The organism is Paenibacillus sp. J22P218, from assembly GCF_056269195.1.
In genome coordinates this window covers 113,374-139,918 of sequence record NZ_JBWDNL010000007.1, presented here as the reverse complement: position 1 = coordinate 139,918, position 26,545 = coordinate 113,374, and the positions used below count along the sequence as shown (strand labels likewise).

21 protein-coding genes and 2 pseudogenes are annotated in these 26,545 nt (G+C 50.2%); 18 read left to right on the top strand and 5 right to left on the bottom strand.

The window, feature by feature from the left end; genetic code table 11:
* Nucleotides 1-29 precede the first annotated feature (29 nt).
* The 5 genes and pseudogenes from larB (at nt 30) to AC0YN0_RS26470 (ending at nt 5,896) form a co-directional block, all read left to right on the top strand.
* Complete coding sequence (gene larB, locus AC0YN0_RS26490) at nt 30-788, top strand: nickel pincer cofactor biosynthesis protein LarB (protein WP_475823966.1); 759 nt, start codon at nt 30-32, stop codon at nt 786-788.
* A pseudogene (larC, locus tag AC0YN0_RS26485) lies at nt 785-2,152 on the top strand (nickel pincer cofactor biosynthesis protein LarC). Before larB ends, larC begins: the two are co-directional and overlap by 4 nt.
* A 37-nt stretch (nt 2,153-2,189) precedes the next feature.
* Nucleotides 2,190-2,837 carry an urease accessory protein UreH gene (locus AC0YN0_RS26480; RefSeq protein WP_475823965.1) on the top strand — a complete coding sequence of 216 codons (648 nt, stop codon included), beginning with the start codon at nt 2,190-2,192 and terminating at the stop codon, nt 2,835-2,837.
* Nucleotides 2,838-2,890: 53 nt separating this feature from the next.
* A complete protein-coding gene (gene uxaC, locus AC0YN0_RS26475; protein WP_475823964.1) occupies nt 2,891-4,297 on the top strand; it encodes a glucuronate isomerase in 1,407 nt (468 codons plus the stop codon).
* A 141-nt stretch (nt 4,298-4,438) separates the two neighbouring features.
* Nucleotides 4,439-5,896 (top strand): DHA2 family efflux MFS transporter permease subunit, encoded by a 1,458-nt coding sequence (locus AC0YN0_RS26470; RefSeq protein ID WP_475824133.1) that lies wholly within the window; start codon nt 4,439-4,441, stop codon nt 5,894-5,896.
* Nucleotides 5,897-5,990: 94 nt separating this feature from the next.
* On the opposite strand, the pseudogene AC0YN0_RS26465 reads toward AC0YN0_RS26470, so the two are convergent.
* A pseudogene (locus tag AC0YN0_RS26465) lies at nt 5,991-6,116 on the bottom strand (AraC family transcriptional regulator); the annotation flags it as partial.
* A 183-nt stretch (nt 6,117-6,299) separates the two neighbouring features.
* Between AC0YN0_RS26465 and AC0YN0_RS26460 the strand changes: the two are divergent.
* On the top strand, nt 6,300-7,076 hold the full coding sequence (locus AC0YN0_RS26460) for a DeoR/GlpR family DNA-binding transcription regulator (protein WP_475823963.1): 777 nt from the start codon (nt 6,300-6,302) through the stop codon (nt 7,074-7,076).
* Nucleotides 7,066-7,908, top strand: a complete 843-nt coding sequence (locus AC0YN0_RS26455; protein WP_475823962.1) for an HAD family hydrolase — start codon at nt 7,066-7,068, stop codon at nt 7,906-7,908. Before AC0YN0_RS26460 ends, AC0YN0_RS26455 begins: the two co-directional genes overlap by 11 nt.
* Nucleotides 7,909-7,925: 17 nt before the next feature.
* Here AC0YN0_RS26455 and AC0YN0_RS26450 read toward each other — a convergent pair whose 3' ends face one another.
* A complete protein-coding gene (locus AC0YN0_RS26450; protein ID WP_475823961.1) occupies nt 7,926-9,080 on the bottom strand; it encodes a hypothetical protein in 1,155 nt (384 codons plus the stop codon).
* 117 nt (nt 9,081-9,197) lie between these two features.
* On the opposite strand from AC0YN0_RS26450, the gene AC0YN0_RS26445 reads away from it, so the two are divergent.
* Nucleotides 9,198-9,848, top strand: a complete 651-nt coding sequence (locus AC0YN0_RS26445; protein WP_475823960.1) for a M48 family metallopeptidase — start codon at nt 9,198-9,200, stop codon at nt 9,846-9,848.
* Between the two features lie 68 nt (nt 9,849-9,916).
* Here AC0YN0_RS26445 and AC0YN0_RS26440 read toward each other — a convergent pair whose 3' ends face one another.
* Nucleotides 9,917-11,110, bottom strand: coding sequence for a stalk domain-containing protein (locus AC0YN0_RS26440; RefSeq protein ID WP_475823959.1), 1,194 nt, complete (start codon nt 11,108-11,110; stop codon nt 9,917-9,919).
* 206 nt (nt 11,111-11,316) lie between these two features.
* Here AC0YN0_RS26440 and AC0YN0_RS26435 point away from each other — a divergent pair, with 206 nt between their 5' ends.
* The 4 genes from AC0YN0_RS26435 (at nt 11,317) to AC0YN0_RS26420 (ending at nt 14,318) form a co-directional block, all read left to right on the top strand.
* The gene (locus AC0YN0_RS26435) at nt 11,317-12,528 is read left to right on the top strand and encodes a glycoside hydrolase family 99 protein (protein ID WP_475823958.1); all 1,212 of its coding nucleotides are present in this window, start codon (nt 11,317-11,319) and stop codon (nt 12,526-12,528) included.
* A gap of 89 nt (nt 12,529-12,617) precedes the next feature.
* Entirely contained in the window at nt 12,618-12,959 is a 342-nt protein-coding gene (locus AC0YN0_RS26430) for a zinc ribbon domain-containing protein YjdM (protein WP_475823957.1), read from the top strand.
* 160 nt (nt 12,960-13,119) lie between these two features.
* Nucleotides 13,120-13,932, top strand: a complete 813-nt coding sequence (locus AC0YN0_RS26425; protein ID WP_475823956.1) for an alpha/beta fold hydrolase — start codon at nt 13,120-13,122, stop codon at nt 13,930-13,932.
* A gap of 137 nt (nt 13,933-14,069) precedes the next feature.
* Nucleotides 14,070-14,318: an SGNH/GDSL hydrolase family protein gene (locus tag AC0YN0_RS26420; RefSeq protein ID WP_475823955.1), complete on the top strand. Its 249-nt coding sequence runs from the start codon at nt 14,070-14,072 to the stop codon at nt 14,316-14,318.
* A gap of 47 nt (nt 14,319-14,365) precedes the next feature.
* On the opposite strand, the gene AC0YN0_RS26415 is transcribed toward AC0YN0_RS26420, so the two are convergent.
* On the bottom strand, nt 14,366-14,635 hold the full coding sequence (locus tag AC0YN0_RS26415) for a hypothetical protein (protein WP_475823954.1): 270 nt from the start codon (nt 14,633-14,635) through the stop codon (nt 14,366-14,368).
* Between the two features lie 388 nt (nt 14,636-15,023).
* Between AC0YN0_RS26415 and AC0YN0_RS26410 the strand changes: the two genes are divergently transcribed.
* The 6 genes from AC0YN0_RS26410 (at nt 15,024) to AC0YN0_RS26385 (ending at nt 25,538) form a co-directional block, all read left to right on the top strand.
* Nucleotides 15,024-19,613 carry an S-layer homology domain-containing protein gene (locus AC0YN0_RS26410; protein ID WP_475823953.1) on the top strand — a complete coding sequence of 1,530 codons (4,590 nt, stop codon included), beginning with the start codon at nt 15,024-15,026 and terminating at the stop codon, nt 19,611-19,613.
* A 382-nt stretch (nt 19,614-19,995) separates the two neighbouring features.
* Nucleotides 19,996-21,096: a Gfo/Idh/MocA family protein gene (locus AC0YN0_RS26405; protein WP_475823952.1), complete on the top strand. Its 1,101-nt coding sequence runs from the start codon at nt 19,996-19,998 to the stop codon at nt 21,094-21,096.
* Nucleotides 21,097-21,108: 12 nt separating this feature from the next.
* Complete coding sequence (locus AC0YN0_RS26400; protein ID WP_475823951.1) at nt 21,109-22,002, top strand: carbohydrate ABC transporter permease; 894 nt, start codon at nt 21,109-21,111, stop codon at nt 22,000-22,002.
* A gap of 13 nt (nt 22,003-22,015) precedes the next feature.
* Entirely contained in the window at nt 22,016-22,855 is an 840-nt protein-coding gene (locus AC0YN0_RS26395) for a carbohydrate ABC transporter permease (protein ID WP_475823950.1), read from the top strand.
* Nucleotides 22,856-22,919: 64 nt separating this feature from the next.
* Nucleotides 22,920-24,296, top strand: a complete 1,377-nt coding sequence (locus tag AC0YN0_RS26390) for an ABC transporter substrate-binding protein (RefSeq protein WP_475823949.1) — start codon at nt 22,920-22,922, stop codon at nt 24,294-24,296.
* 204 nt (nt 24,297-24,500) lie between these two features.
* Entirely contained in the window at nt 24,501-25,538 is a 1,038-nt protein-coding gene (locus AC0YN0_RS26385; RefSeq protein ID WP_475823948.1) for a LacI family DNA-binding transcriptional regulator, read from the top strand.
* Nucleotides 25,539-25,589: 51 nt separating this feature from the next.
* On the opposite strand, the gene AC0YN0_RS26380 is transcribed toward AC0YN0_RS26385, so the two are convergent.
* Nucleotides 25,590-26,528 (bottom strand): AraC family transcriptional regulator, encoded by a 939-nt coding sequence (locus tag AC0YN0_RS26380; RefSeq protein WP_475823947.1) that lies wholly within the window; start codon nt 26,526-26,528, stop codon nt 25,590-25,592.
* Nucleotides 26,529-26,545 lie beyond the last annotated feature (17 nt).

The window sequence follows — 26,545 nt, the reverse complement described above, 5'->3', positions numbered from 1 at the left end:
GCCACTCATAACGCGAAGAGGTGAACAGCGTGCTGGAAAATATTTTAAAACAGGTGCAGGACGGAAGCATGAGCGTCGAGGAGGCGTCGAAGCGATTGACTCCGTTCGAAAATCTCGGCTTCGCGAAGGTCGACCATCACAGAAAAAAACGGCAGGGCTTCCCCGAGATCGTGTACGGCGAGAACAAAACCGCGGAACAGATTATCGGCATCGCAACCTCGCTGCAATCGCAAAACAACGAAGTGCTTATTACGCGGATTACGGCAGAGAAAGCCGGTGAGATTCAAAGCGTTTGTCCGGATTATGTCTATGACAGCACATCCCGGCTTCTCTATTGGAGGAACTCCGATCAATCAATCAGCAAGCGTGAAGGATATATTGCGGTTATCGCGGCAGGGACATCCGATATAAGCGTCGCGGAGGAGGCGGCGGTTACCGCCGAAGTGCTTGGCAGCAACGTTCACCGTATTTACGACGTCGGCGTTGCAGGCATTCATCGTCTTCTGCATCATGCCGAGGAGATTCAGCAAGCGACGGTTTCCGTCGTCGTAGCGGGCATGGAAGGCGCGCTTGCCAGCGTGGTTGGCGGATTGGTGTCTCATCCGGTTATAGCTGTCCCGACAAGCGTCGGCTACGGAGCTAGCTTTGGCGGTCTGTCGGCTTTGCTGACGATGCTCAATTCTTGCGCTTCGGGCATCAGCGTCGTCAATATTGATAACGGGTTCGGAGGCGGCTACAACGCCGCGCTTATCCATCAACTTATTCACAAAGGGGAGGGCAAGGAGTGAAAACTTTATATATCGACTGCTTCTCCGGCATTAGCGGAGATATGTTCATCGGCGCGCTGCTCGACGCTGGTGGCGATCTCCACTTGCTTCAGGAGGAGCTGAAGAAGCTTCAAATCAACGACGAGTACGAGCTTAAGCAGGAGACCGTCGTCAAAAACGGCATTACAGCCGTGAAATTCGATGTGGTGCTTCTTCAACAGCCGAACAAGGATGAACATGTACATGAGCATACACATGAACATGATCATAGCCATGATCATTCACATAGTCACGATCACGCTCATAACCATGATCACCACCATGATCACGACCATGGACATTCTCACACGCATGACCATCATTCGCACCACGTCCATCATCATCATGAGCATCGGGCTTACAAGGACATCGTTGGTTTAATCGAGAATTCGGCTTTGGATGATAAGGTCAAGCAAACCGCTTTAGCGATTTTCCGGAAAATCGGGGAAGCCGAAGGTAAAATTCATGGCATTCCGCTAGATCGAGTTCACTTCCACGAGGTCGGGGCGGTTGATTCCATCGTGGATATCGTCGGGGCGGCCATTTTGATTCATCAACTGCACATTTCGAAGGTTGTCTGCTCCGCCGTTCCGGTCGGCATTGGCAAAATTCGCATCGATCACGGCATCTATCCCGTTCCTGCTCCAGCGACGCTCGAGATGCTTAAAGGGATACCGATCGAGCAGTCGCACATTAGAGCCGAGCTAACGACTCCGACGGGCGCGGCAATTGTTGCGGTTCTCGGGGAAAGCTTCGGTCCAATGCCCTCGCTTAATGTAGAGTTCGTCGGCTACGGGGCAGGTACAAAGACGTTCCAAGAACAGCCCAACGTGCTTCGTGTCATGATTGGCGAATAATTGGAGTAGAGGAGCAAGCAGATGGGAAAGCAATTGCCGCCACCGAACGAGCATACGGATAACGAGATGGTGAAGATGGAAGTAAACTTGGACGACATGCCTGGCGAATGGCTGGGCTACGTCATGGATTTGCTTTTTGCGCAAGGGGCTAACGATGTCTACTACACGCCGATCTATATGAAGAAGAACAGGCCGGGCACGCTGCTTCAACTGTTATGCTCGGATCACAAAATAGACGAAATGAAAAACATATTGTTCCGCGAGACAACGACTCTAGGCATTCGTTATTACCCGTTGTCCGTTCATCGTTTGGAGAGGGAATTTGTCAGTATTCAGACGGAATGGGGGCCGGTTACGGTCAAGAAAGGCATTTATGGCGGAGACGTCGTCCAGTGGGCCCCGGAATATGAGGAATGCAAGCATATCGCGAGTACGCATGGCATACCTCTAAAGAGCGTATATGATGCCGTTCGCAAGGCAGAAGTTTAATTTGTAGAGGATCATCACCTCTAGGAGGTACAGAATCTTGATTATGAGTTTGTTTTCCGCATTAATGGTTGGTTTTATTTTAGGAATCAAGCATTCCATTGAACCCGACCATATTATTGCAGTATCCACAATGGTAGGAAAAAGCAAGAAGCTTTGGCGCTCGACGTTAACGGGCGTTTTTTGGGGAATCGGCCATACTGCGACATTGTTCGTCGTCGGCATGGTTCTCGTCCTGCTGAAAGGGGAATTGCCGGAGAAATGGGCGATGTCGCTAGAATTTTTGGTAGGCATTATGCTCGTTTACTTAGGTGTGAAAAGCCTGATTCTAAAGAATGGCTTAGTCTCGCAATCTACTAACGAAGCGAAGGGCTCATTATGGAAGGTGACGATCATTGGTTTCATACATGGCCTCGCTGGCAGCGCGGCGATGGTGATCCTAACCCTATCAACGGTATCGTCCGTATGGGAATGCGCCTTGTATATACTCGTATTCGGAATAGGAACAATCGCAGGAATGCTCGTCTTTACGACTATATTGGGCATTCCGTTCGTATACAGCAATCGTAATAAAACGTGGAATACCTCGTTAGCCCGAATAGCCGGAACGGTGAGCTTCCTGTTCGGACTTTACTATATGTACAATCTAGGGGTAACGGAAGGCCTATTTGAGGTTTGGCTAGGTTGATAGAAGCTCTAGGAAAGTATCGCGAACCAGAAAAATAAAGGAGCAGGATGACTATGGATAAAGTATTTATGGATGAGGATTTTTTATTGGACACCCCAATAGCAGCTGCTTTGTATCATGAATACGCCAAACAAATGCCAATAATTGATTATCACTGCCATCTGAGTCCAAAAGAGATTTATGACAATAAGAAGTATCGCAATATGACGGAAGTTTGGTTAGCCGGGGATCATTACAAATGGAGATTGATGAGGGCTAACGGAATCGATGAACGACTGATAACCGGGGACGCTGCCGATTATGATAAATTTCTTGCCTTTGCGGAAACCGTTCCATTGATGATCGGCAATCCCATGTACCATTGGACTCACCTAGAACTGAATCGATATTTCGGTATCAAAGAAACACTAAATGCCAATACGGCTCCGATGATCTGGGAGAAAGCGAATGCGCTGCTCACCGAGGAGAGTCTTGGCGCAAGAGATTTCATCCGAAAATCAAATGTGCAAGTCATCTGCACGACGGACGATCCGACGGATTCACTGGAATATCATATCCAATTAAAGCAGGATCCTGCTTTTGATGTGAAGGTATTGCCAACCTTTCGTCCGGATAAGGGACTTGACATTAACGGCGATCATTTTTTGGAATGGATCAGAAAGCTGGAACGATCTTCAGGCATTGCCATCTTCGACTATGAAGGTCTACTCTTGGCGCTTGAAAACAGAGTGGACTTCTTTCATTCTGCCGGTTGCCGAGTCTCCGATCATGGATTAAACGATGTTCACTTCGTCGGCGGAACCAAGGATGAAGCGGCGGCAATCTTTGCTAAGTCGCTTGCAGGGGGAAAGATAGATCCAAACGAAGAGAAGCTCTATAAATCTGCTATTCTCGTCTATTTGGGAAATTTGTACGCTGCACGCAATTGGTCGATGCAATACCATATGAATGTACTTCGAAATAATAATACGCCTTCATTTAATCGGCTTGGCCCTGATGCCGGTTATGATTCGGTTAACGACAGTGCCATAGCCAAGCCGTTGTCCTGTTTGCTGGATGCAATCGAACGCGAAGGAGGTCTTCCGAAGACCATCCTGTATTCGCTTAATCCGGCACAAAATCACGTACTCGGGTCTATGATCGGTAATTTTCAGGGTGGCGGCATTGCCGGAAAAATACAGTTTGGGTCGGGCTGGTGGTTTAATGATACGAAGGAGGGGATGATCGCTCAGCTAAAATCGCTAGCTGAACTAGGGCTTCTCGGCCGTTTCATTGGCATGCTGACTGATTCGCGCAGCTTCCTGTCTTTTACCCGTCATGAATATTTTAGGCGCATTCTGTGTAACTTGATCGGAGAATGGGTCAAAAAAGGCGAGTATCCCCATGATATAGAGCAGCTAGGGACGATCGTGCAAGATATTTGTTATCATAATGCTCAATCGTATTTCTGTTTCGAATAGGACATTATAGGTGCTATTTTTTTGAAACTAGCTTATTCGGAATGGTGAAAATTGGACTAGCTTTGATATATAATAAGACAGATAAAGTTGAAGGGGGAGTTTGGATTGAATTTCGGTAGTGAAGAGAAAAATGCTGCGGAGATTGATGTAAGCAACATCAAGCGAGGGCCGATCGTCGCAGCGCTAATTATCGGGGCTTTCGTCGCGATCTTGAACGAGACGCTGCTCAATATCGCGTTTCCCGATCTGATGGAAGAATTCAATATTGCGGATTCGACCGTGCAATGGCTGGCAACCGCCTATATGCTCGTCGTCGGCATGCTCGTGCCGGTAACGGCTCTATTGCAGCAGTGGTTTACGACCAGACAAATGTTTATTGGGGCAATGGTGCTATTTTTGATTGGTACAATCATCAGTGCGGTTGCTCCGATATTCGATATACTGCTCGTCGGACGCGTCGTTCAGGCGTTAGGCACCGGATTGATGATGCCGGTCATGATGAACGTCATCTTGATCATCTTCCCGCCGGAGAAACGCGGCGGCGCAATGGGTATGATCGGTCTCGTCATCATGACGGCACCTGTAATCGGTCCAACCTTATCGGGATTGATCGTTGAGCATCTGTCTTGGCGCTGGCTGTTTTATATGGTCATTCCGCTCGCCGTGTTCTCGGTGGCGTTTGGCTGGGCTTTTATGAAAAACGTATCGACCCTTACGAAACCGCGGATTGATATTTTATCCATTCTTCTATCGTGTATCGGCTTCGGAGGCATTGTATACGGATTCAGCAGTGCAGGCGAGCGTGGTTCGTGGTCGGATCCGGTTGTGGTGTGGAGCTTGGTTGCCGGTGGTATCAGCCTTATCTGCTTCGTGTGGAGACAGCTCGTTTCGAAGGAACCGATCATGGATCTTCGGGCCTTCAAGTATCCGATGTTCTCGCTCGTTACTGTATTGATGCTGGTCATGATGATGTCGCTCTTCTCGACGATGATCATGCTGCCGCTCTTTATGCAGCAAGTGCTGCTATTAACGGCATTCGCATCGGGATTGGCATTAATGCCCGGAGGCATTATCAACGGGATTATGGCGCCGGTGTCTGGCATTTTGTTCGATAAATTCGGTCCAAGAGTGCTCGTCATTCCCGGCATTGCGCTTATGTGCGTCGCGCTTTGGATGTTTATGGGTATTCAATCCGATTGGACGCAGGGCCGCATCGTATTTATTCATATCATCATGATGCTTGGCATGTCTTTGGTTATGATGCCGGCGCAGACGACCGGCTTGAATCAGCTGCCGCGTCATCTATACCCGCACGGGACCGCCATTCTGAATACGCTGCAGCAGGTGGCAGGCGCGATTGGTGTAGCCTTGTTCATCAGCATCATGTCGTCGGGAGCCAAAGATTACATGAAAACATCGTCGGACCCAACCTCGCCGCTCGAAGGGCTTCAATCGATGGTGGCTGGTTTGCACGACGCATTCTTCATTGGTTTATGCTTAGCCATTCTGGCGCTCGTGATCAGTTTCTTCATTAAGCGCACTTATGCGCCGAAGGAAGAGAATGCGGAGAAGTCTCCGACCGTTGTCAAAGCGAAATAAGCCAAAAAGCTCCGGCAAGCCTCATTCAGGCTTGCCGGAGCTTTTCTTTTTCACTATACCTCATGTTAGAAGTGACATGTATTCGAATGCTGTCGTTCCATAAATGCTTATTTGTGCTGATTATTTCCTTTGTTCGTTCGATCTTGCAGTTAAGGAAGTACTGGTAGGGCGAAATTCCAGTATGAGCCTTGAACAATCGGATAAACTGAAATTTCATGAGAGTGCTCCTTTCAATGGCAGTGCTGAACTCGTTAGCGAGAATTCGGTGCTGTCTTTTTTATTGATTCGTCTTCGAAATTGAATTTTGATGCACAAAAGACGATGAAAAATTGCGATACGTTAAGTAAATGATGTATAATGACTTACAACGGCTTATAGAATTAAGAATAAGGAGGGAATCAGCATGTTTCAAGAAGAGCGGATAAACGCCATTATGGAGCATTTGAAACAACATCAACGCATTGATATTAAGGAAATATGCCAACAATTCGACGTGTCCCGCGACACCGCCCGTCGGGATTTATTGAAGATGGAAGAGCTTGGTCTCATCATCCGTACGCACGGGGGGGCCGTATTGCCAAAAAAAACGAAGGAAGTATACGAATATAAAGAACGTTTGATGAGAGAATCGGACGTGAAACGCGAGATTGGACGTTTTGCGGCTTCGCTTGTGAAAGATGGAGATTACATGATGATGGATGCATCAACCACGGTTCAATTCGCTGCGGAACATTTAACTGCCGAAAATATCGTTGTCGTGACCAATTCGATCGATATTGCAGATGTGTTGTCTAGAAAAAAAGCGGTAAGAACCCATTTGTTAGGCGGGGAGTTGAATGCTCAGCATCGTTTTTTATTCGGGCAATCGACGCTTGATAAGTTATCCGATTATCAGGTCGACAAATTATTTCTTGGCGCATGCGGAATTACGGCTAATGGCTTGTCTTATCCGCATGAGGAAGATGGCGTTGTGAAGCGGGAGATGATCAAACGGGCAAGACAAGTCATTGTACTGGCCGACCATACGAAGTTCGGAGATCAGATGTTTTTCAAAATTGCCGACTTGGAATCGATTGATTTGCTGATTACCGACCAGAAGCCGAACCGCGAAATGATGGAAAAGCTTGTTGAGCACCAGGTTGAACTATTAGTCGTTTCGGAGGTAGATAATGATGATTAAGCTGATTGTTAGTGATTTGGATGGTACGTTGTTAGACCATACGCGTCAGATGAATAACAGAGACAAAGAAGCCGTCAGAACCGCAGTCGACGAAGGTTTCCAATTGTGCATCGCGTCCGGAAGGATGTACTCCGAAATCAAGATCGTGATGAATGATTTCAATCATAGGTATCACGCGGTAGGACAGAACGGCGCAACGGTGCATTCGCATGACGCCGAGCTGATGGCATCCTCGGTTTTTGAGCCAGAAGTATCCTCTAGGCTCCTTCAAGCCACAAGCGGCTATAAACAATTCGTGAATTTCGTTAGCTGCAGTGATGACAGCTATTATATGAAGAAGCGTACGGACGCCGTGCTGCCTTACGAAGCGCGTATATTCACCGCTGGTACGGAGCATGGTGATTTGGAGGCAGATTTGAAAGAGGACAAATTAAGATGCAGCAAGATTGCCTACTTTGGCGAGATCGATGAATTATACCGATTGAAGGCCGAGTTGAACGATCAGTTTGCAGGTAAAATAGAAACGTTCATTTCCGACAAGGATTGTCTGGATGTCATGCCTCTAAACGTATCGAAAGGGATCGGCTTATCGATTCTGATCAGCAAGCTGGGATTGCAGCCAAACGAAGTGGCTTGCATTGGGGATTCTTTTAACGATTTATCCATGTTTGCCTTAACGGAGCATAGTTACGCGATGAGCGGCAGCCACGTTGATATAAGGAACCAAGCAAGCCATATCGTAGATAGCGTGGCAGATGCTATAGATCAGATCAAATCCTATAATCGTGCATTTGAAGGAAATACCGAAATGGTATTTCCTCCAAATGCGTAGACAAACGCAGACATCAACTATTGATTCCCGAATTTGAAGTTAGGATCGTAGCCCTTCACCGTCTTCTTCGGATGTTGCCCGATCGCTTCGCGGTCCTCTTTAGGCAGATCGTCCATGCTAACGGTTGATCCGTCGGTAGTAATTAGATTACCCTTCGCATCGTATGGAAAAGCACTGATCCGACCGATCGACATGCGGCGAACTTGGCGGCTCATAATCGAGAGCCTGCGCGTCAGCTTCGGAGGCTTAGGCGTCGTGTCGGTCATTTCTTCCGACTCTTCTTCGCCCGTGTCCATTGCCGCGGTCTGCGGTTCTTCGACCGTCTCCACATGCATATGTGCGTTTTCCTGCACCGGATTGTTGACGCCGAAGTGCGGGCCGACATCCGGTACGTTGGCGTGGAAGCTGTTGGCCTGCTTGATGAAAGCTTCGAACACGGCATTGTCATTCGGGTTCGAGGCAAGCTTGTCCCTTGCGCTAATAAACATCTTTTGGGACTTTTCCATGTCGGTGATCAGTTGCTTTAATTGTTTGTCGGATTCATTGCCGACTTGCTCTTGCTTGCGCTTGTCGATTTTCTCCTTGCCGGCCGTAATGAAACGGTCGGTCCATCTGTTGAAGTCCGTGGCTGTTTCTTTACCATCCCTCAGTTTAAGGGCGTTGTTGCGAATATCGTTATAAGACATCCTGTGCGGCATGGCTCCGTTCATTTCCGCTAGTCCAGGCTTGCGGTAATCACCGATCTTGACCGGATAACCCGGATCGCGGTTTGTCGAAGCGAAGGCTGCCCGCTTGGAGGCGGTCGTAAAGCTAGGGCGCTTCACTTCCCATTCTGGCGCCTCTTCTTCTTCTTCATCAGACTCCTCGGACTCCTCTTCAACATCAACGGATGACGGCTTAGGCTGCTCTTTTGGGATCGGCGTACCGGCATTGCTTTTCTGTTTTTTGATCTGCTTATCGACCGCGACTTCTTCCTCTTCCTCTTCGTCCTCATATACGTCTTCTTGGAGCGCGCGCTTCTTCGGCCCCATCAATTGCAAGACAGCTTGATTGCCGATCTGCTGCTGGAGTGCCAATATGGAAGGCTTTAACTGCAAGGGGGATGCCCCGTTCCTTTTCGTCGTAGTCGATGTTTGCCCGCTCTTCGGGCGATGGATCTCGGTATGCTTCAAGTTATCGAATCCTCCGTTTGACGGCATATATTGACAATAGTTTACCTTGAGATGATGCTAATGGGCAACCGTCTCTGGTCCTTACCTTTCGGTGGTTTTCATGGTACGATGTTTTTCATGAAAATCGAATTCGACAATCAAACGATAACCTTTAACGTGCAGTACGGAGCTAAAGCGAAGTTTTCGATCCAAATGGATTCATTAGGACACCTAACGGTTAAGGCGCCTAATGGTACAAGCGATGAACAAATAATGCTGGCAGTGAAGCGTCATGGATGTGCGATTCTGGACAAGCTGAATGCGATAGCTGCGGCGCGGGATGTCCCTCGGACAAAAGATTATGAGGAGGGCAAGTTTCTACACCTGGGCAACTATTACGAACTGCATGAGCTCATAGAGACAGACGGGCTGAGCGAGGAAGAGCGAAAGGCCAAGCTGAAGAAGTTCTATATGCTGAGCTGCAAGAAAGTGGTCGGCGAACGTATCAAAATCTATCAGTCCCAGCTAAAAGTAAAGCCGAAGGCATTCGACATAGTCGAGTCGGCTACCAAGTGGGGGAGCTGCAGCTCGGATCGGAACTTGACCTTCAATTACCGGCTGGCAATGGCGCCGCTCGAAGTCATCGATTATGTCGTTATCCATGAGCTATGCCATCTGCTGCACATGAACCATGATCGCTCGTTCTGGAGACGAGTAGGAAGCATAATGCCCGATTATAAGGAGAAGGAGCAATATTTGGAGAGGCACGGGCAAGCGATGACGCTGTGACTGTTGTCGGTAGCATGCAAAAAGGCAGCTAAGGCTGCCTTTTAAGTTGCTTTTCGTTATTTATGTAATTAAGTATCAATATTCATATCCATGCCATAATTCCAGTGTCCGTTGTCATATTCCAGATAAATAAGGACTTCATAAACATAGGGGCCTTCGAGATTTCCATCCACGATCTCGCTCCATTCCAGCTGACCGTGTACGACGGCTTCCTTTTTTCCAAGGAATACGACTCGTTCGTTGGTCAGCTTCACTCTTTCATCCGAGAAGGCGAAATTCGCTTCCAAACTTTGTTTCCAGGTACCAAAGTCGAGCGAGGCATCATTCCAGAATTCTATAAAAGAAGGCGATGTATACTGAAGCGTAAGTTCAATATTTTCTTCGTTATGAGCTTTGTAATAAGTGCGAAGATCGGATAGTACGGCTTTCTGCTCTCCGTTTTGATGTGCCAAGATTGCAGCAGCAGATTCGTCTATGTCGGCCGGAAGTTCATGATGGAGCTCGACCGTGCCTGCTCTGTAAATTTTCCACTGTCCGTCTTCGAGACGAATGCTATACCAAATTACATTTGTGGTATTTAAAACCTGATCGTTATCGGTGTAAGTAACTTGAAGCGTAGCTTCATAATCGGAAGCGTAATCGATATAGTCGATAGAAACATTGAATTCTCTAGTATCAATTTCGCTAACGTTTCTGGTTACATCAGCCTCGTAGTCGATATTGCGATTGTAGTAGATAAGAGTATCATCGGTGAGCAATTTCGGGCTATTCGTCAAATAATACTTCGTAACTAAATCCCGTATTGCAAGCTCTTGACCGTAACCAAACTTCACCATGGTGACAGTGCGCTGTTGTTTGTCATAATTAACATTATATTTAGTGAAATAGCTTAGTTGACGAATAGGGAGATAGACTTGTCCATTTAGAATAGTACCCGTTACAGGCAAATAATAAGCATCATCATCGAAATAAATGGAATCTTCTCCGAAGGCATACATCAGTTCTTTGTCGTCAATGTCGCTAGAGACCTTTTTATCCGCAGCATTATACTTAACGGTGTAGCCAAGTGCGTGTAGATAGGGGCGAAGCGCAACATACATAACCCCTTTTTGGATGTAAGCGTCCAACTCGCCTTTGCTCTCGTTATTGACAACCAATTGAATCGGTCTTTCGTTTGCGGCAACAATAACAGGTACTGTCGCTGCAATCAAACAAAGCGCAAGCATGGAGAACAAAACCTTTCTGAGCATCATCTTGGTCATCGTGCACTCCTTAATCAATAATTTATGGATGCAATTATAAAGCATATATTTCCAGTATACAGGATTAAGTATCGTTCTACTTAAAATCTTTAATAGGCATTAATTGGACTGCAAAAGCCTACATCCCCTCATATACGTGGCGGCGCGCTTATAAGAATATGGTTATGTCAGTAGACAAGCAGCCATATTCAGGAGGTGCAAGGCATTTGATTCCTAATGAAACACGTGTTGCAGGGGATGTCGTCGGCAAGCTGACGACAGGGTATCAAGGATGGTTCAGCGCGAAGGGAGATCCGTCGCCCTTCGACGGTTGGGTGCATTGGTCAAGGAGAGGCGAGACGCCGAATGCCAATGGCAACCTTACCTTTGACCTGTTCCCCGACGTAAGTGAATATGAGCATCTGTACGAGACCGATTTGCCCCGCCTCGGCAACGGGGAACCGGCTAGGCTATTCTCGTCCTATGACGATCAGACGGTTGATAAGCATTTCCAATGGATGCGGGAATACGGTATTGATTGTGCGGCGCTTCAGCGCTTTGGGGCCAGCACAAGCGATGAACCGAATATTTGGCGGGCGAACAGAGACGGTGTGGCAGCGAAGGTGAAGGGAGCGGCGGAGAAGCATGGCCGCAAATTCTATGTCATGTACGACACTTCGGGCTTGAACGCAGACACCTGGACAGATGCGATCAAGCATGATTGGACGACGAACATCGTCGGGAGCTTACAATTAACAGACTCTCCCTCTTATGCGAAGCAGGACGGCAAGCTGGTCGTTTGCATCTGGGGAATGGGCTTTACAGATCGGCCGGGAACGGCAGAGGAGTCTGCTGAACTGATCGAATGGTTCAAGGAGCGTAATATGTACGTCATTGGCGGCGTGCCGACGTATTGGCGAACGAGCACCGTTGATTCGAAACCCGATTTTCTCGATGCATACCGCCGATTCCATATGATATCGCCTTGGCTTGTCGGACGGTTCAACGGACTCGAAGGTGCCGATCAGTTCAAGACGGACCCGATTGAGCAAGATGTCAGCTACACGAGCGGGAACGGCATCGATTATCAGCCCGTGCTGTGGCCCGGCTTCTGTTGGGTGAACCTGCATGCAGGCCCGCCGAATCAAATCCCTAGGCTGCATGGCGACTTCATGTGGAGACAAGCTTATAATGTCGCAAGTCTTGGGATCGAAACGGCTTATGTGGCGATGTTCGATGAATATGACGAAGCGACGGCGATTGCGAAGGCGGCAGTGAACGCGACGCTTGCGCCGGACAGTCCTTATTTCTTGACGCTTGACGCGGACGGTGTCGATGTGTCGTCCGATTTCTACTTGCGCCTGACAGGCGATATTAATCGAATGCTCCGCGGGGAGATTCCGGTGACTGAGCAGCATCCAACACCTCATACGAGCTAGTGCGTGGCCTCCATCCAGCTTGCCAAGAGTTGAACGCTATGGCAGTATAGAAGCATTGAATGAACTGCAGCGATGGAGGAACTGATATCATGAATGATTTGCCCAATTGCCCGAAATGCCATTCGGAATATACATACGAGGACGGAAATCTTCTCGTTTGCCCGGAATGCGCACATGAGTGGACGTTAGAATCGGCAGAAGATACGAGCGAAGATACGAAAATTGTGAAGGACGCTAACGGCAATGTGCTGAACGATGGCGACTCCGTATCCGTTATTAAGGATCTTAAAGTTAAGGGCAGCTCATCCGTGTTGAAGATCGGTACGAAAGTGAAGAGCATCCGATTGGTTGACGGCGATCATAATATCGATTGCAAAATTGACGGCTTTGGCGAAATGAAGTTAAAATCCGAATTTGTCAAAAAGATATAGGCTGGCAGCTCATAACGAGTCACCTATCAACAGCAAGAACTCCGACATGCATACCGCTTGTCGGAGTTTTTTTATAAAAAACTTTTCAATATGTGTCGATTATACCGTTATTCGTTCGTCGCCTTATATAGAAGCTTGAAAGCTGGAGAGGGGATTCCATATGAACACGATCATTTCAAAAGACGGTACGAGGATTGCTTATGACAAGGCGGGGCATGGTCCAGCGCTTATATTAGTAGCAGGAGCGTTCAGTTATCGAAAATTTCCTGGGCAGCTGCAGTTGGTGAATCTGCTGTCTGAACAGTTCACGGTATACAATTACGACCGCCGGGGACGAGGCGATAGCGGAGACACGCAGCCGTATGCGATCGAGCGCGAGATTGAGGATCTCCAGGCTTTGATTGATGAAGCGGGCGGATCTGCATATGTATATGGCTTATCGTCCGGGGCGGTGCTTGCATTGCAGGCGGCGGCGAGCGGGGTGAGCATGAAGAAGCTAGTGCTGCATGAGCCTCCTTTTGTCGTTGATACGGCAGGCTACGTGCCTCCCAAAGATTTTGCGAAGCAGGTTAAGGAGCTCATTGCCGCTGATCGTCGGGCAGATACGATTAACTATTTTATGACTAAGGGCATGGGCGCTCCTTCATTTGTTGTCGGTATGATGCGTATCATGCCGGGTGTATGGCCGAGGCTCATGGCCGTTGCTCACACGCTGCCTTATGATGCCGCGCTGCTGGATGGCTACAACGAGGGCAATCCGCTTCCTGCCAAACAATGGAGCGGAGTAGCGATGTCGACGTTGGTGCTCGAAGGGACCGAGAGTCCGATCTCGCTGCGCCACGGCGCGCAAGCTTTAGTTCAAGTGCTCCCCAATGCGCGGCTGCTCAGTCAGAAGGGGCTTGGCCATACGAAGAAGCTTGATGCAAAACGAATTTCGAAGGAGCTTAAAGCCTTTTTCGCGAATAAGAATTAGCCGTAGATTCGAGTTGCTTGCATTCCCTCATTTGCATCACATCTGGCTCATAATAGATCATAGACGGATGACGCGGGCTGAAATAATATGGAAGCATTCAGGATCAATTGAGGTTAAAGCGAGAGGAGCTAAGGACCTTGGAGAATAGAGGATTAACCATATTGTTTCAGGGCGATTCCATAACGGATGCGAACCGGAACAAAGCGGAGGAGTCGTATCCGTATCTGGGGCATGGATATGCGAATTTGATCGCGGGCAGGCTTGGCTATCGGTTTCTGGAAGCGAACTGCCGTTTTATTAACCGTGGCGTAGGAGGGAATCGCGTCTCCGATCTTTATGCGCGTTGGAACGAGGATGCGATAAGCTTGAAGCCGGACATGAGCTGATCGCGACGGAATGGCTGGGCGCGGTGGAGTTCAATCGTTTATTATAGTCATCTTCTGGTTAAGTTTTTGACTTGCAGCGTGAGCTCGTCTATTTGTTTTTGCATGCTTTCGATTTTTTCATCCTGCATTTTTTGATACTCGGTTTGTTCAGCATCATCTTGAAGTTCTTCTTCCAAAGCAAGCACCCCTGCGATTGTAGCCAAAACATCACCAAATGTAACGACTGCTCCAGCAATTAAGGCGAGCTGAGCGGCGCTAATTTCCGTTTTTTTTGAATTTTGACCGTTGCGATCGGGATTACCCTTGCTTTTGTTCAATGAATGGTCCTCCTTTGCATGGTTGGAACTATATAAGTTATGCTGAAACGAATTTGCATGTGTATGCCCTCTATAGTCAGGCAGCAGAACCTTGAGCGATCAAGGTTTTTTTGTTTTGCCTATATATCGACTTATGCGTCTTGGCGAATTTGGCGCAAACAAAGAAAATTTAAGTAAAATATTTGCCGTAAATATATTGATATTTGGGTTAAATATTCGTAAAATTGGGTAAGCAAACGCATCCAAAACATCATGAGATTGCCGCAAAAGACAAAATCCGTGAAGGAGAGGTTTCAAGTGGGTGATTCAGCATTGATTACGGTATGACTTTTTTGTCGTCTGTTCGAAAATCTGCATCGCATGTCATGATGAGAGGATGAAGGAAACGATGGGATTGTTTTCGGGAAAAAAGAGTGCGGCTATTGTTTTATTGGTATCGATGCTGGGGACGTTAGGTCCGCTGCCCTTAAGCGGCAAGGCCGATTCGACCGTACATGCGGAGGATTCGTTCGAAAGGTACGGCAATTTTGAAGATTGGGAAGGCTCGGCGGTAAATCAGGCTGCGGTGAGCAACCGTCTGGAGCTGATTAAAGCGGTGAACCGGGACGGAAAGCTTTATGTGATGGCGAAAGGCGAGGATATGGACGCTTCCAAGACGCTGTACATCAACGCGGACAATGAGGCGGCTACGGGGGAAAGCGTCCAAGGTTGGAAGGATTCCGCAGGGATTGATTACAAAGTCGTCGATCGAAGCTTGTATAAGTACGACAATGGGAGCTGGGTAACCCTAGGGGACATTACGCTCAGCGAGTCGGAGTCGGTTGCGGAATATGAAATTGATGGGGCGCTTCTCTCGGACGGGGACGGTGTGACTACGAAAATAAAGCTGGGTTTAGCCTCGAACGGCTCGATGCTGCCTGAACTTGGCGAGCTGATGATGACGGTTCAGCCTCCTTCGCAGGGAGGGGCTCAATCGGAAGCGCCTGCCGAGCCGGCGGATCTGGCTATCGACGGGGACGGCTCGGAATGGGCCGACGTTCCTGCTCTACTGCAGAGCGCCGACGGCAAGACGACGGTGAAGTATTCGGCATCGGCGGACAGCTTGAACGTACTGATTGAAGGGAAGATCGATAACGGCGAATTTCCCGATCTCTGGGAGCATCTGCTTATCGATACCGACCGCAATCCGGCGACGGGGAATACGATGTGGGCTTGGGCCGACAAGCTTGGTTCGGAGCTTCTCGTGCAATCGGGCTTGCTGTACCAGGCTGGCGGCAGCGGTAGCTGGACGCAGGCTGCTACGGGACTGCTCTATGAGCGATCCGGCACGGGAGACGCCAAGACGATCGAGTGGAGCTTGCCGATTGCTGAACTGAATGTTGGCGCTGCCAAATCGGTACGTATCGCTTTCTTGAGCAATAGTTACGCTATGCCAGACGCCGCAGGCGATCCGATGGAAATCAGTCTTGTCTCCAAGCCGCGTATTGCCGTGGATGGAGACGGGGCGGACTGGGAGCGGGTAGCTCCGCTTGCCGTGACGGCGGACGGCCTCACTACGGTGAAGGCATTTGCCCACGACGAGCAATTGTATGCGTTAATAACCGGTCGAATCGAAAACAGCGAGTTTCCGAACATATGGGAGCACTTTTTTATTGATACGGATAAAAATCCGTCGACCGGCACGTCCTCATGGGCATGGGCAGGTAAGCTCGGCGCGGAGTTCCTCGTGCAAACCGCTTTGTTATATGAATCGAACGGCAGCGGAGGCTGGACGCAGACGGCGGCAGCCTTCCCTTATCAAAGCACGGGCACTGGCGACGCCAAGACGATCGAATGGTCGCTTCCTTTGTCCGAGCTTGGCCTTGGTACGGAGCAGTCCATACATGCGGGATTCTTAAGCAATTCTTACGTAGCGCCAGACGCAAGCGGCGATCCGGCTATGATCTCCTTAAGGGAGAATGCCGTTTCCATCGTTGCGGACGGAAATGACGATGATTGGAGCGAGGTAGAGACAGGTGCCGCTTCCAGCGCTTCCCCTTACGAGCTTCGTGCCGTGCTGGACGAGCGGAAGCTGTACGTACGGGTAATCGGAGACCGGCTGGACTTGCGAAGCGCTTATTATATTGATGGCGACAATGATAATTCGACGGGCGAACCGTCTGCCTACTGGGCGGAAGGAGGCTTCGATTACAAAATCGAGAAGGGCTCTCTCTTTACTTACTCCGAGCAAAACGGTCAATGGGAGGAGCGGGGGCCGGTCCATATTGCAGTAGGCGATAATTGGATCGAGATGAATGTGTACCTGGATCAGATCGGTCTGCCGGCTGGTCCTGCACCGATTGAGATTGGTTACGTGAATCGCGGGATGCTGCAACTGCCTGCGGCCGGATCGCCTCCGCTTACTGTCGACAGCATCGTGCAGACGCATGAGGTGTCATCCGATGTATATTACCCCCGCCAGAGCTTCGAGCTGCTTAATAATCCGTATATGGGTTGGGTTGCTTGGGCGAAGGATGCCAATCGGCCGTACGGGACGCCTTACGAGCAACAGCATAGCCTTGTCTACGCGGGCATTACGTGGCGCGAGCTGGAGCCTGTCAAAGGTCAATTCGATTGGGAAGCGATCGAGCAGAAATATCAGTTCGATTATTGGGCATCTCAGGGCAAGCGGATCAACCTGCGGATCGTGTTGGATACCCCGACGGCAGACCCCTCGCATATGGATATCCCGGACTGGCTCTATGATTCGTTAGAGGCCGAAGGCAATGCAGGGACTTGGTACGATACGGCGGAGATCGGCTCCGGCCTCAGTCCGAATTACAACAGCCCGCTGCTGCTCGCCGAGCATGAACGGCTCATTGCCGCCGTCGCCGAGCGCTACGACAACGACGAACGGATCGCGTTCGTGCAGCTTGGAAGCTTGGGGCACTGGGGCGAGTGGCATACGTGGCCGATCGGCTCCGGCGTTTTTCCAAAGCTGGCTGTGTCGGATCAATACGTAGCGCACTACAGCGAGGCTTTCGCGAATAAGCAGATCGGAATGAGAAAGCCGTTTCCGATTGCCAGCGAACAGCGGCTAGGTCTATTCAACGACGTATTCGGCATTAAGTCGAACACGGATGAATGGGTGGGCTGGACGCGGGGCGGCTGGACGGGTATTGGCGAATTCGTCGACGATCCCGCGGAAGCTGGCGACAAGCTGGCTGAATCGGCTATGCCGGACTTCTGGAAATACGCTTATTCCGGCGGCGAGTTCGCCAATGGCAATCCGGAGAGTTGGATGACCGATGACGCAATGATGGAGACGCTCCGCCAGATGCGCGAGAGCCATACATCATGGCTTGGTCCTTCTTCGCCGGCTCGCACGGCTTATGGAACGGATATTCAGTCCAACATCGAAACGATGCACAAGATGATGGGCTACCGCTACGTTATTGAAGCGGTGAAGCATCAACCTTCGGTGAAGCGCGGCAAGTCGCTGAAGATTCAGACGGTGCTGAACAATAAGGGCGTAGCCCCTTTCTATCAGGATTGGAAGCTGGAATACAGCTTGGCGGATGGGAACGGAGACGTCGTATTCAAGCAGTTGCAAGCTACGGATCTGCTTGCATTGCTGCCAGGCAGGCATCTACTAAGCGGCAGCTTGGATCTGCCGGCCACGCTTGCTGCGGGGCGCTACAAGCTTTTGCTTGCGGTGATCGATCCGGCTACGAACGAGCCGGGAATGAAGCTGGCCATTGAAGGAGAGCGTCCAGACGGACGTTTCGAGGTGGGCAGTCTGCAAATCGGCTCATCTTCCGGTGCCGGCGGAAGCAGCGACGGAACAGGTTCGGCCGAGGCAGGCGATGACCTTGTGCAACGCATCCACGAACCCGTATTGACGGAAGGCAAAGTGAATATCGCCATGCTGGCGAACAAGACCAGCATGGAGCTGCCGCTTGGCGCTCCGTCGCTGAAGGATAATCCGGCCATTGCGGTAACGCGGGGGTCTATGCGTTTCGAAATTCCAGGCCAGCTGCTTGCGCAAGCAAGGGGGCTTGCCGCTTCAGGCGCCGATGCGGCGCAGCTCGTTATCGGTATCGTGAAGAAGGACGGGGCCGATGGAGACTTGGAAGCCTATGCCGCACGCAGCGGAGCTCATCTGCGCGCTCCGGCAGAAGCATTCGTCTTCTCGATTGCGGTCAAGACGGGCAATGAGGTAAAGCCATTGTTCACTTACGATGCACCCGTTCTTATATCCATTCAGCCGACAGGCGACTGGAATACGGATCTAATCAATATCTATCGCTTCCGGGAGAATGGCGGCGATAGGGCTCTTGAAGCCGTATTTGCGGCACTAACGGACGGGATTCTATCGGCACGTATAAGCGAACCGGGAGCTTACCAATGGTTGTCCTTTGAGAAGACCTATCGCGATGTAGCAGATGGTCATTGGGCTGCTGCTTCTATCGCGGCTTTAACCGCGAAGCAAATACTAAATGGCGTGAAGGAAGGCGCATTCGATCCTGACCGCGCCATTACGCGCGCGGAATTTGCGGCGCTGCTGGCTCGGTTGCTGGAGCTGAAACCAGCATTGGACGATAAAGATGCGCCGAAGGCGTTTACCGATATCCCTCCTCATGCCTGGTATGCAGATGAGGTTGCCGCCGTTCGGTCGGCAGGATTGGTAAGCGGCGACAACGGCGCTGCATTCAGGCCTGGCGCAGCTCTGTCGAGGGAAGAGCTGGCCGTACTGCTTGTGAAAGTTGCGGAACGGGCCGCAGGCGGCAAATTAACGCTTCCCGTGTCGGGCGAACAGAAGCTCCCTTATGAGGACGAAGGCAGCATCAGCATCTGGGCTGCCGATGCTGTGCGTCAGGCGAGGCTGCTTTCCTTGCTGATCGGCGACGATGCAGGTTTTTTCCATCCGCAGGGTTACGTTACGAGAGCGGAGGCTGCGCAAGCGGCATTGCAATTATTCATGTTTCTTCAGAAATAGACGATAGAGGAAGGCTGCCCGGTAATTGGAGGGCAGCTTTTTTCTTTATTAGAGCTACCTATCAACCTCGTGCGCAAAAAACAAATCTTTTTGTCGTACTTGTCTAAAATTTGGCGCAAATTATAGTTACATTAGACAAAATATCGTAAATGTAAACACTTACACACCTTTTGATTCAGTATATAATTTAACAAAAAGTGCGCGTTATTACTCAATTCATGCTCTAAAAACAATTTGGCGCAAATATTGCATAAATTCAACGCAAAAATTGTTGACTTGTTATAAAGGATACGTTATTATCAGAGCATGCAATAACGGTTGCCGCTAATACTTGTCAAATGCAGAGTGGAATTGGCGCAAATTCATAGTGGAGAGTGTGGACATGAGCAAACTTAGAATGGCTTTCATCGGTGTAGGAGATATGGGCTCGCATCATTGCATCGGCTTCGATCTGCTGCCGGAATGCGAGGTAAAGTACATTTGCGATATGAATGAAGCGAACGTCGAGCGCACGCTAGTCGAGTTGAAGAATGGGAAGCCCATCATTCTCGGCGACTATAAGGAGCTGCTGTCCAAAGAGGATGTAGACGCTGTTGTCATCAGCGTGCCGAATTACCTGCACCGCGAGGTCGCGGTTGCTTTTCTCGAAGCAGGCAAACATGTGTTTCTCGAGAAGCCGGTTGCGCACTCGCTTGAGGATTGCGATGCGATCATTGCGGCAGCGGAACGTCATGACCGGATTTTGCAGATCGGCCTCGTCTACCGTTACTCGAACGTTTACCGCCGAATGGCCAAGGAATTGCAGGACGGCAGATTAGGCGATGTGAAGCTGATGTGGTGCAAGGAATTCCGCGATCCGTTCCCGCCAACGGAATGGTTCTACGATAAGAATAAGTCAGGCGGGGCTCTCGTCGAGAAGGATTGCCATCATTTCGATATCTTTAACTGGATGATCGGCTCCAAGCCGGTACGGGTATTCGCGACAGGCGGCCAGCATGTGATGAAGCAAGGAGAGCCGAATATGATCACGAACTCCTACAGCCATTATCCGGCGAAGCCGATTGAGGACGTATCGATCGTCGACCATGCTTGGGTAACGATTGAATACGAGAACGGCAGCAAGGCCAATTTGGGATTGTGTATGTATCTGAAGCCAAGAAACCTGATGGGCGACGGGTTGGAGATCGGTTTGATCGGCCAGAACGGCGGTCAAATGGTAGCCAAAAACGACAAGACGATCGACATCGCAGGCGGTCAGGATTATACCCGCGACCATCTGGATATCGACGTCACCTCGGATTCGATCATGGGCGGCCATACCGGCGGCCAGAGGCAGCGCATCGAGTTCGTGAAGAGCGTTCTTGGGGGCGGCAAGCCTTTTGCCTCTGCTTATGTAGGACGTGACGCGCTTCTTATTGCACTTGCTGCCGAGAAGTCGATCGTGGAAGAACGTTACATCTATTTGAATGAATTAACGAGGTAAGGTGGTGCCTTGATGAAACACAGGCTGAGAAGATATGATACATCGGCTTTCTTCTTGTTTATATCCCCTTGGATTATTGGGTTCACGCTCTTTTTCCTTATTCCGTTCGGCACTTCCGTCTTCTACGCGTTCACGGATGCCAGACTTCCCGGTGCGGTGAATTACAACTTCGTCGGGTTGTCGAATTTCGTGACGATGCTTCAAGATCCGATTTTCGGCAAAAGCTTGCTGAACACCGCGTATTTCGTCGTCATTGGCGTTCCTGTCGTAACGGCCGGCATGCTGCTGATCGCGCTGCTATTGAATTTGAACGTGAGAGGCATCGCGCTATTCCGTACGTTTTATTACTTGCCGACACTCGTTCCGATTGTGGCCACGGTCATCATATGGCGGCTCGTATTCAACTCGGAATTCGGCTTTTTGAATGCGGGATTGTCCTTGCTCGGCATCGACAAGATCGATTGGATGGGCGGGGAGAACACGATCAAGCCGGTTATTATTATGCTTCAAGTATGGATCTCGGGCAGCGGCGTACTCATCTTTCTTGCCGCGCTTAAGAACGTGCCTAGACATATATACGAGGCGACGCGCATCGACGGGGCGAATCGGCTGCAGACGTTTTTCCGCATTACGCTTCCCTTAATAAGTCCTTCGATTCTGTTCGTGGTCATTATCCAGACGATGTACAACTTTCAGATGTTCACGGAAGCGCTGCTGCTGTCCAAGGGCGGACCGAACTATGCCGCATACACCTTCGTTTACAACATTTATAAGTCGGCATTCACCGACCTGAAGTTCAGCATGGCCATGGCGCAATCCATCTTCTTGTTCGCGCTTATCTCGCTGGTCACATTCGTGCTAATGAAGCTATCCAATCGATTCGTATACTACGAAGGCGAGAAATAGGAGGTATACCGTAATGAGCGGACAAAGAAATCGCATACTTAACCAAGCCGGCAAATATGTGCTGCTGACGATTACCTTGGTGCTATTCGTAGGGCCTCTCGCCTGGATGCTGTCAACGATGCTGAAGACCAAAGCGGAAACCTACAAGGCGCCTCCTTCCTTGCTGCCGGAATCGGTCAACTTCGAATCGTTCAACCGATTGTTCGACGTGCAGCCGTTGATGTGGAAGTGGATTCAGAACTCCTTTTCCATCTCCATTCTAGTCGTAATCGGCGCTGTCTTATCGAGCTCGATCGTTGCCTATGGCTTCTCGAGGTTCTCGACGAAATACAAGGATAGGCTGTTCCCGATCGTCTTAATGACGCTCATGATTCCGCCTTCCATTATGATGATTCCGTCCTATGTGCTGTTCACGAAGCTGCATTGGATCGATACATGGCTGCCGTTAATCGTCCCGGCTTGGCTGGGCGGGGCCTATTACATCTTCTTGTTCCGGCAGTTTTTCATGACGATCCCGCAGGAGCTGGACGAGGCTACATACTTAGATGGCGGCAATCGTTGGACGGTTTATGCCAAGGTCATTATGCCGCTGTCCAAACCGATAGTTATGACGACGATCATCTTTGCTTTCGTTAACTCTTGGCTCGATTTCCTGGGGCCGTTCCTCTACATCAAGAACAACGAAATGTTCACGCTAAGCGTCGGCTTGCAATTGCTGATCGGCCAGACGAGCCAGGATTTCCCGGCGCTGGCCGCAGGGGCGTTCATCAGCATCGTGCCGATCGGCCTCCTCTTTCTGTTCGCGCAAAGATATATCGTCGAGGGGGTGGTGCTCACGGGTTCGAAGGGCTAGGCCGCTTAAGCTTGAGGTTTGCAAGATGCTGCTGTTTTCACATTAATCTAAAGGGGAACTGGATATGAAAACGAACGGTAAGTGGTTGTTGAGTCTATTTACGTTGGTCTTATCGATGACTTTGGTTATTTCCGGATGTGGCAACAACAATGGCGGTTCGAACGAGCCGACGAATGGGCCGGCGAATGGGCAGAACGATGGCAAAAACGCCGAGCAAACCGAGAAACCCGCAGAGCCCGTCACCATCACCTACTCGCAGTGGGGGACGGCGGAAGAGCTGCAGCGGACGCAAGAATTGCTGGATAAGTTCATGGAAGCCAATAAGAACATTACGGTGAAGCTTGAAGGCAAGGACTGGGGAAGCTACTGGGACGGCTTAACGGCCAATGCGGCCGGCGGCACGCTGCCGGACGTTTTCAAAACAAGCTTTGCGTTTATCGAGAAATATGCCGAGCTCGGCATTTTCAAAGAATTGGACGGACTGCTTGCGGAAAACAGCTTCGAGCTGAGCAACATCGACCAGAGCTTGCTCGGATTGCATAAATACAATGACAAGCAGGTTTCCCTTCCGATCGATGCGAACGTCATAGTATGGTACTACAACAAAGCGATCTTCGCGGATGCCGCGAAAAATCCGAAGGGAGCGCCGGTTCCGTCGCTTGAGCCGACATGGAATGAAATCATCGACATCGCCACGAAGCTTACGCTTGACAAAAACGGCAAAAACCCGGGAGAAGAAGGCTTCGACGGCAACAATATTGCGCAGTGGGGCATGTCCGTATCGCCGGGTTCGACGATGGACTGGTTCCTCGAGCCGCAGTTGTGGTCTAACGGGGCGAAGCTGGTTACGGATGACGGTGCTCTAGCGCTCAATACACCGGAAGCACGTGAAGTTATTGACTTCTTCATCGATGCGACGAAGAAGAAGATCAATACGACACCGGCCCAAATCGAAGGTCTTGGCGGCCAAGTGAACCTGTCGATTACGACCGGCAAGGTTGCCATGAACCCAGGCGGCAACTGGAATACGACGAACTTCAAGGAAGCGGGCATCGATTACGGCATTACGTACCTGCCGAAGTTCAAGGAGAACAAGACGGTCGTTCAACCGGCCGGCATGGCGATCTCAAGCAATACGAAGCATGAGGATGCGGCTTATAAGCTGCTCGCATGGTTGGCAGGTCCGGAAGGGCAATCCGAGCTGGCGAAGCAAGGCTACTCGATTCCGGCCAACAAAGCGGCTGCCGAAGCGTACATCACAACGGTTGGGGAAGCAAACAAAATATTCCTCGACGCGCAGCAATTCGGCATTATCTCCCCATTCACGGCTAAGAAGACCGATCTTGTCTGGACATATGGCGAGCAATCGCTCAAAAATCCGTTGGCAGGCGATGGGGACGTCGATGCGGCGATCAAAGATTTGGAATCGAAAATGAAATAGTAACGCAAGGGATGATAAGAGAGAAAGAGGCGTGTTGTGCGCTTCTTTCTCTTTTTTTGGCTTCATGCGGAAAGCTTGTTCAGCCGTTTCACCTTGACTATTGACGGGCTGGGTTATAAAATAGATTTGCCGCAACTTATTTGGTTGTTGCCGCAATTATAGGGGCTTTTATCGAAATCGATGCAGGATAGAGAGGAAAGTAAGATGGCGAAGCTAAAGGACATAGCCGAGCAGGTGGGTGTCTCCATCTCAACGGTATCGAGAGTGATGAAGAACGATTCGACCCGTTCCGTCAGCGAGGAAACGCGGAAGCGGATATGGGAAGTCGCCGAGAAGATCGGTTACAAGGCGAATCGCTCGGAGAAGAGCAGTAGAAGTGATTCGAAGAACAACATGGTTCATATCGGCTGCGTCGTTGCCATACCTCAGAATAAATACAATAATCCGTACTTCTCGGTCATTTTGGAAGGCGTGGAGAGAGCTCTTACCGAAGCGGGCATAAGGCTGGAGTTCATTTACAGCATCGAGAACCAATCGGACATCCAACAGCTGCAATCGTTAGTGAAGGAGCACCGCATCGACGGTATGATTATCGTGGAGCGGATTGACCAGGATGCTTACGAGTGGATTAAGAAGCATGTCAGAGCTGTCGTTGGCGTCGATTTGTCCGACAAGACGCTGCCGGTCGTCTGCTATGATCGCGAATTGGCTGCGAAGGAAGCCGTGCAGCATCTCATTAAGCAAGGCCATAAGCAAATCGGCTATATTGGCGGACCGGAGCTGAACGACGACTTCCGTTTGGAGAAACGTTTCGTCGGTTTCAAGAGCGCGATGAACGAAGCGGGCCTGCCTGTAGATGACAACTGGATGATCGATGTCAAATGGGACGTGTCCCTCAGCTATGAGATGACGAAACTAGCCTTCGAGAAGGATGGTTATTCGCCGACGGCGATATTCGCGGCAAGCGATATGATGGCAATCGCGGCAATGCGTGCGGCAACCGAGAGAGGGCTGCGCGTTCCGGAAGATATTGCGGTCATCGGCATCGACAATATTGAGATATCCGAGTTCACTTCGCCTCCGCTCACGACGATTCATGTGCCTAAGGTCGAGATGGGCATGTACGCCGTTAAGCTGCTGCTCGATTACTTAGACAATCAATATTCACTCCCGATAAGGATGACGATTCCGTACCGAATGATCCATCGCCGTTCTTCGGAATGGAAGCCGTCGGGTCATTAGGCCGCGATTAATAAAAATAACCCTGCTCCAAGACTAAGCGTCCGGGCAGGGTTATTTGCGTTTTGGTGCCGTTGACGTATCCAGTCTTACGCGGGCTTTGGCCGTTCGCGCATAATCCGAGGGCGACATGCCGGTCGACTTCTTGAAGTCGCGGGAGAAATAATGGATGCTGCTGTAGCCTAGTATGGCGGCGATCTCCGTGTAATTGTAATGCTGCTCGCGAATGAGCGACTTAGCCTCTTCAATTTTCAGCTGCTTGAAATATTCGATCGGTCCCGTGCCGGTCCGGGAATGGAAAATTTCCTTCAGCCTGCTTTTGCCGAGATGCATTTCCTTGCACAGCTGCTCCAGCTTCAGCGGCTCCTGCAGGTGCTCGCGCATGAAGGCGATCATTCGCTCGGCCATCTGCTCCTCCGTATTCTCGGTTTGGAACGAGGCCGGCTTGCGAGCTGTGGAGGAGGTGTCGCGGAGATCTCCCTCGTCCTGCTGGCGAATGAGCTGAATCAGCAGCATTTCCAAATAGTTTCGCATGACTTGTTCGCTGGCGAACGGCGCCTCCGGATTGCTGATGAGCTCATGGGTATGCGAGCTGTCATAAGGCGGCTCGAACGAGTGAAAGCCCTCCTGCAGCAGCAGGGACAGCAGGTTGCGCTCCTTCGTGCCCAGCCTAATTAGCTGGTTCTCGAATCTAGCCATGTGGGGCGAGGCGCATTCGAAGGATAGAACGAACAAGTTGGGCGGCTTATGCTGCTGGCTGACCTGAACGGTATGGAACTCTTCCGGCTTATGAAAAATAATCATGCCCTGCTCCAACTGATGCGTACGGTCGTCTGCCCTTACCTCGACCGAGCCTTTGTCCACGTAGAGAAACTCCCAGAAGTCATGCTGCTCCCCTTCGAACACGTATCCTTTAGCGAATTCAAAATAGTGAAACGAGATCAGCTTGCGAACCGCGATCATTTCCTTCAATGTATGCCTGGCGAATTCCATCTGCCGTCTCACCCCGA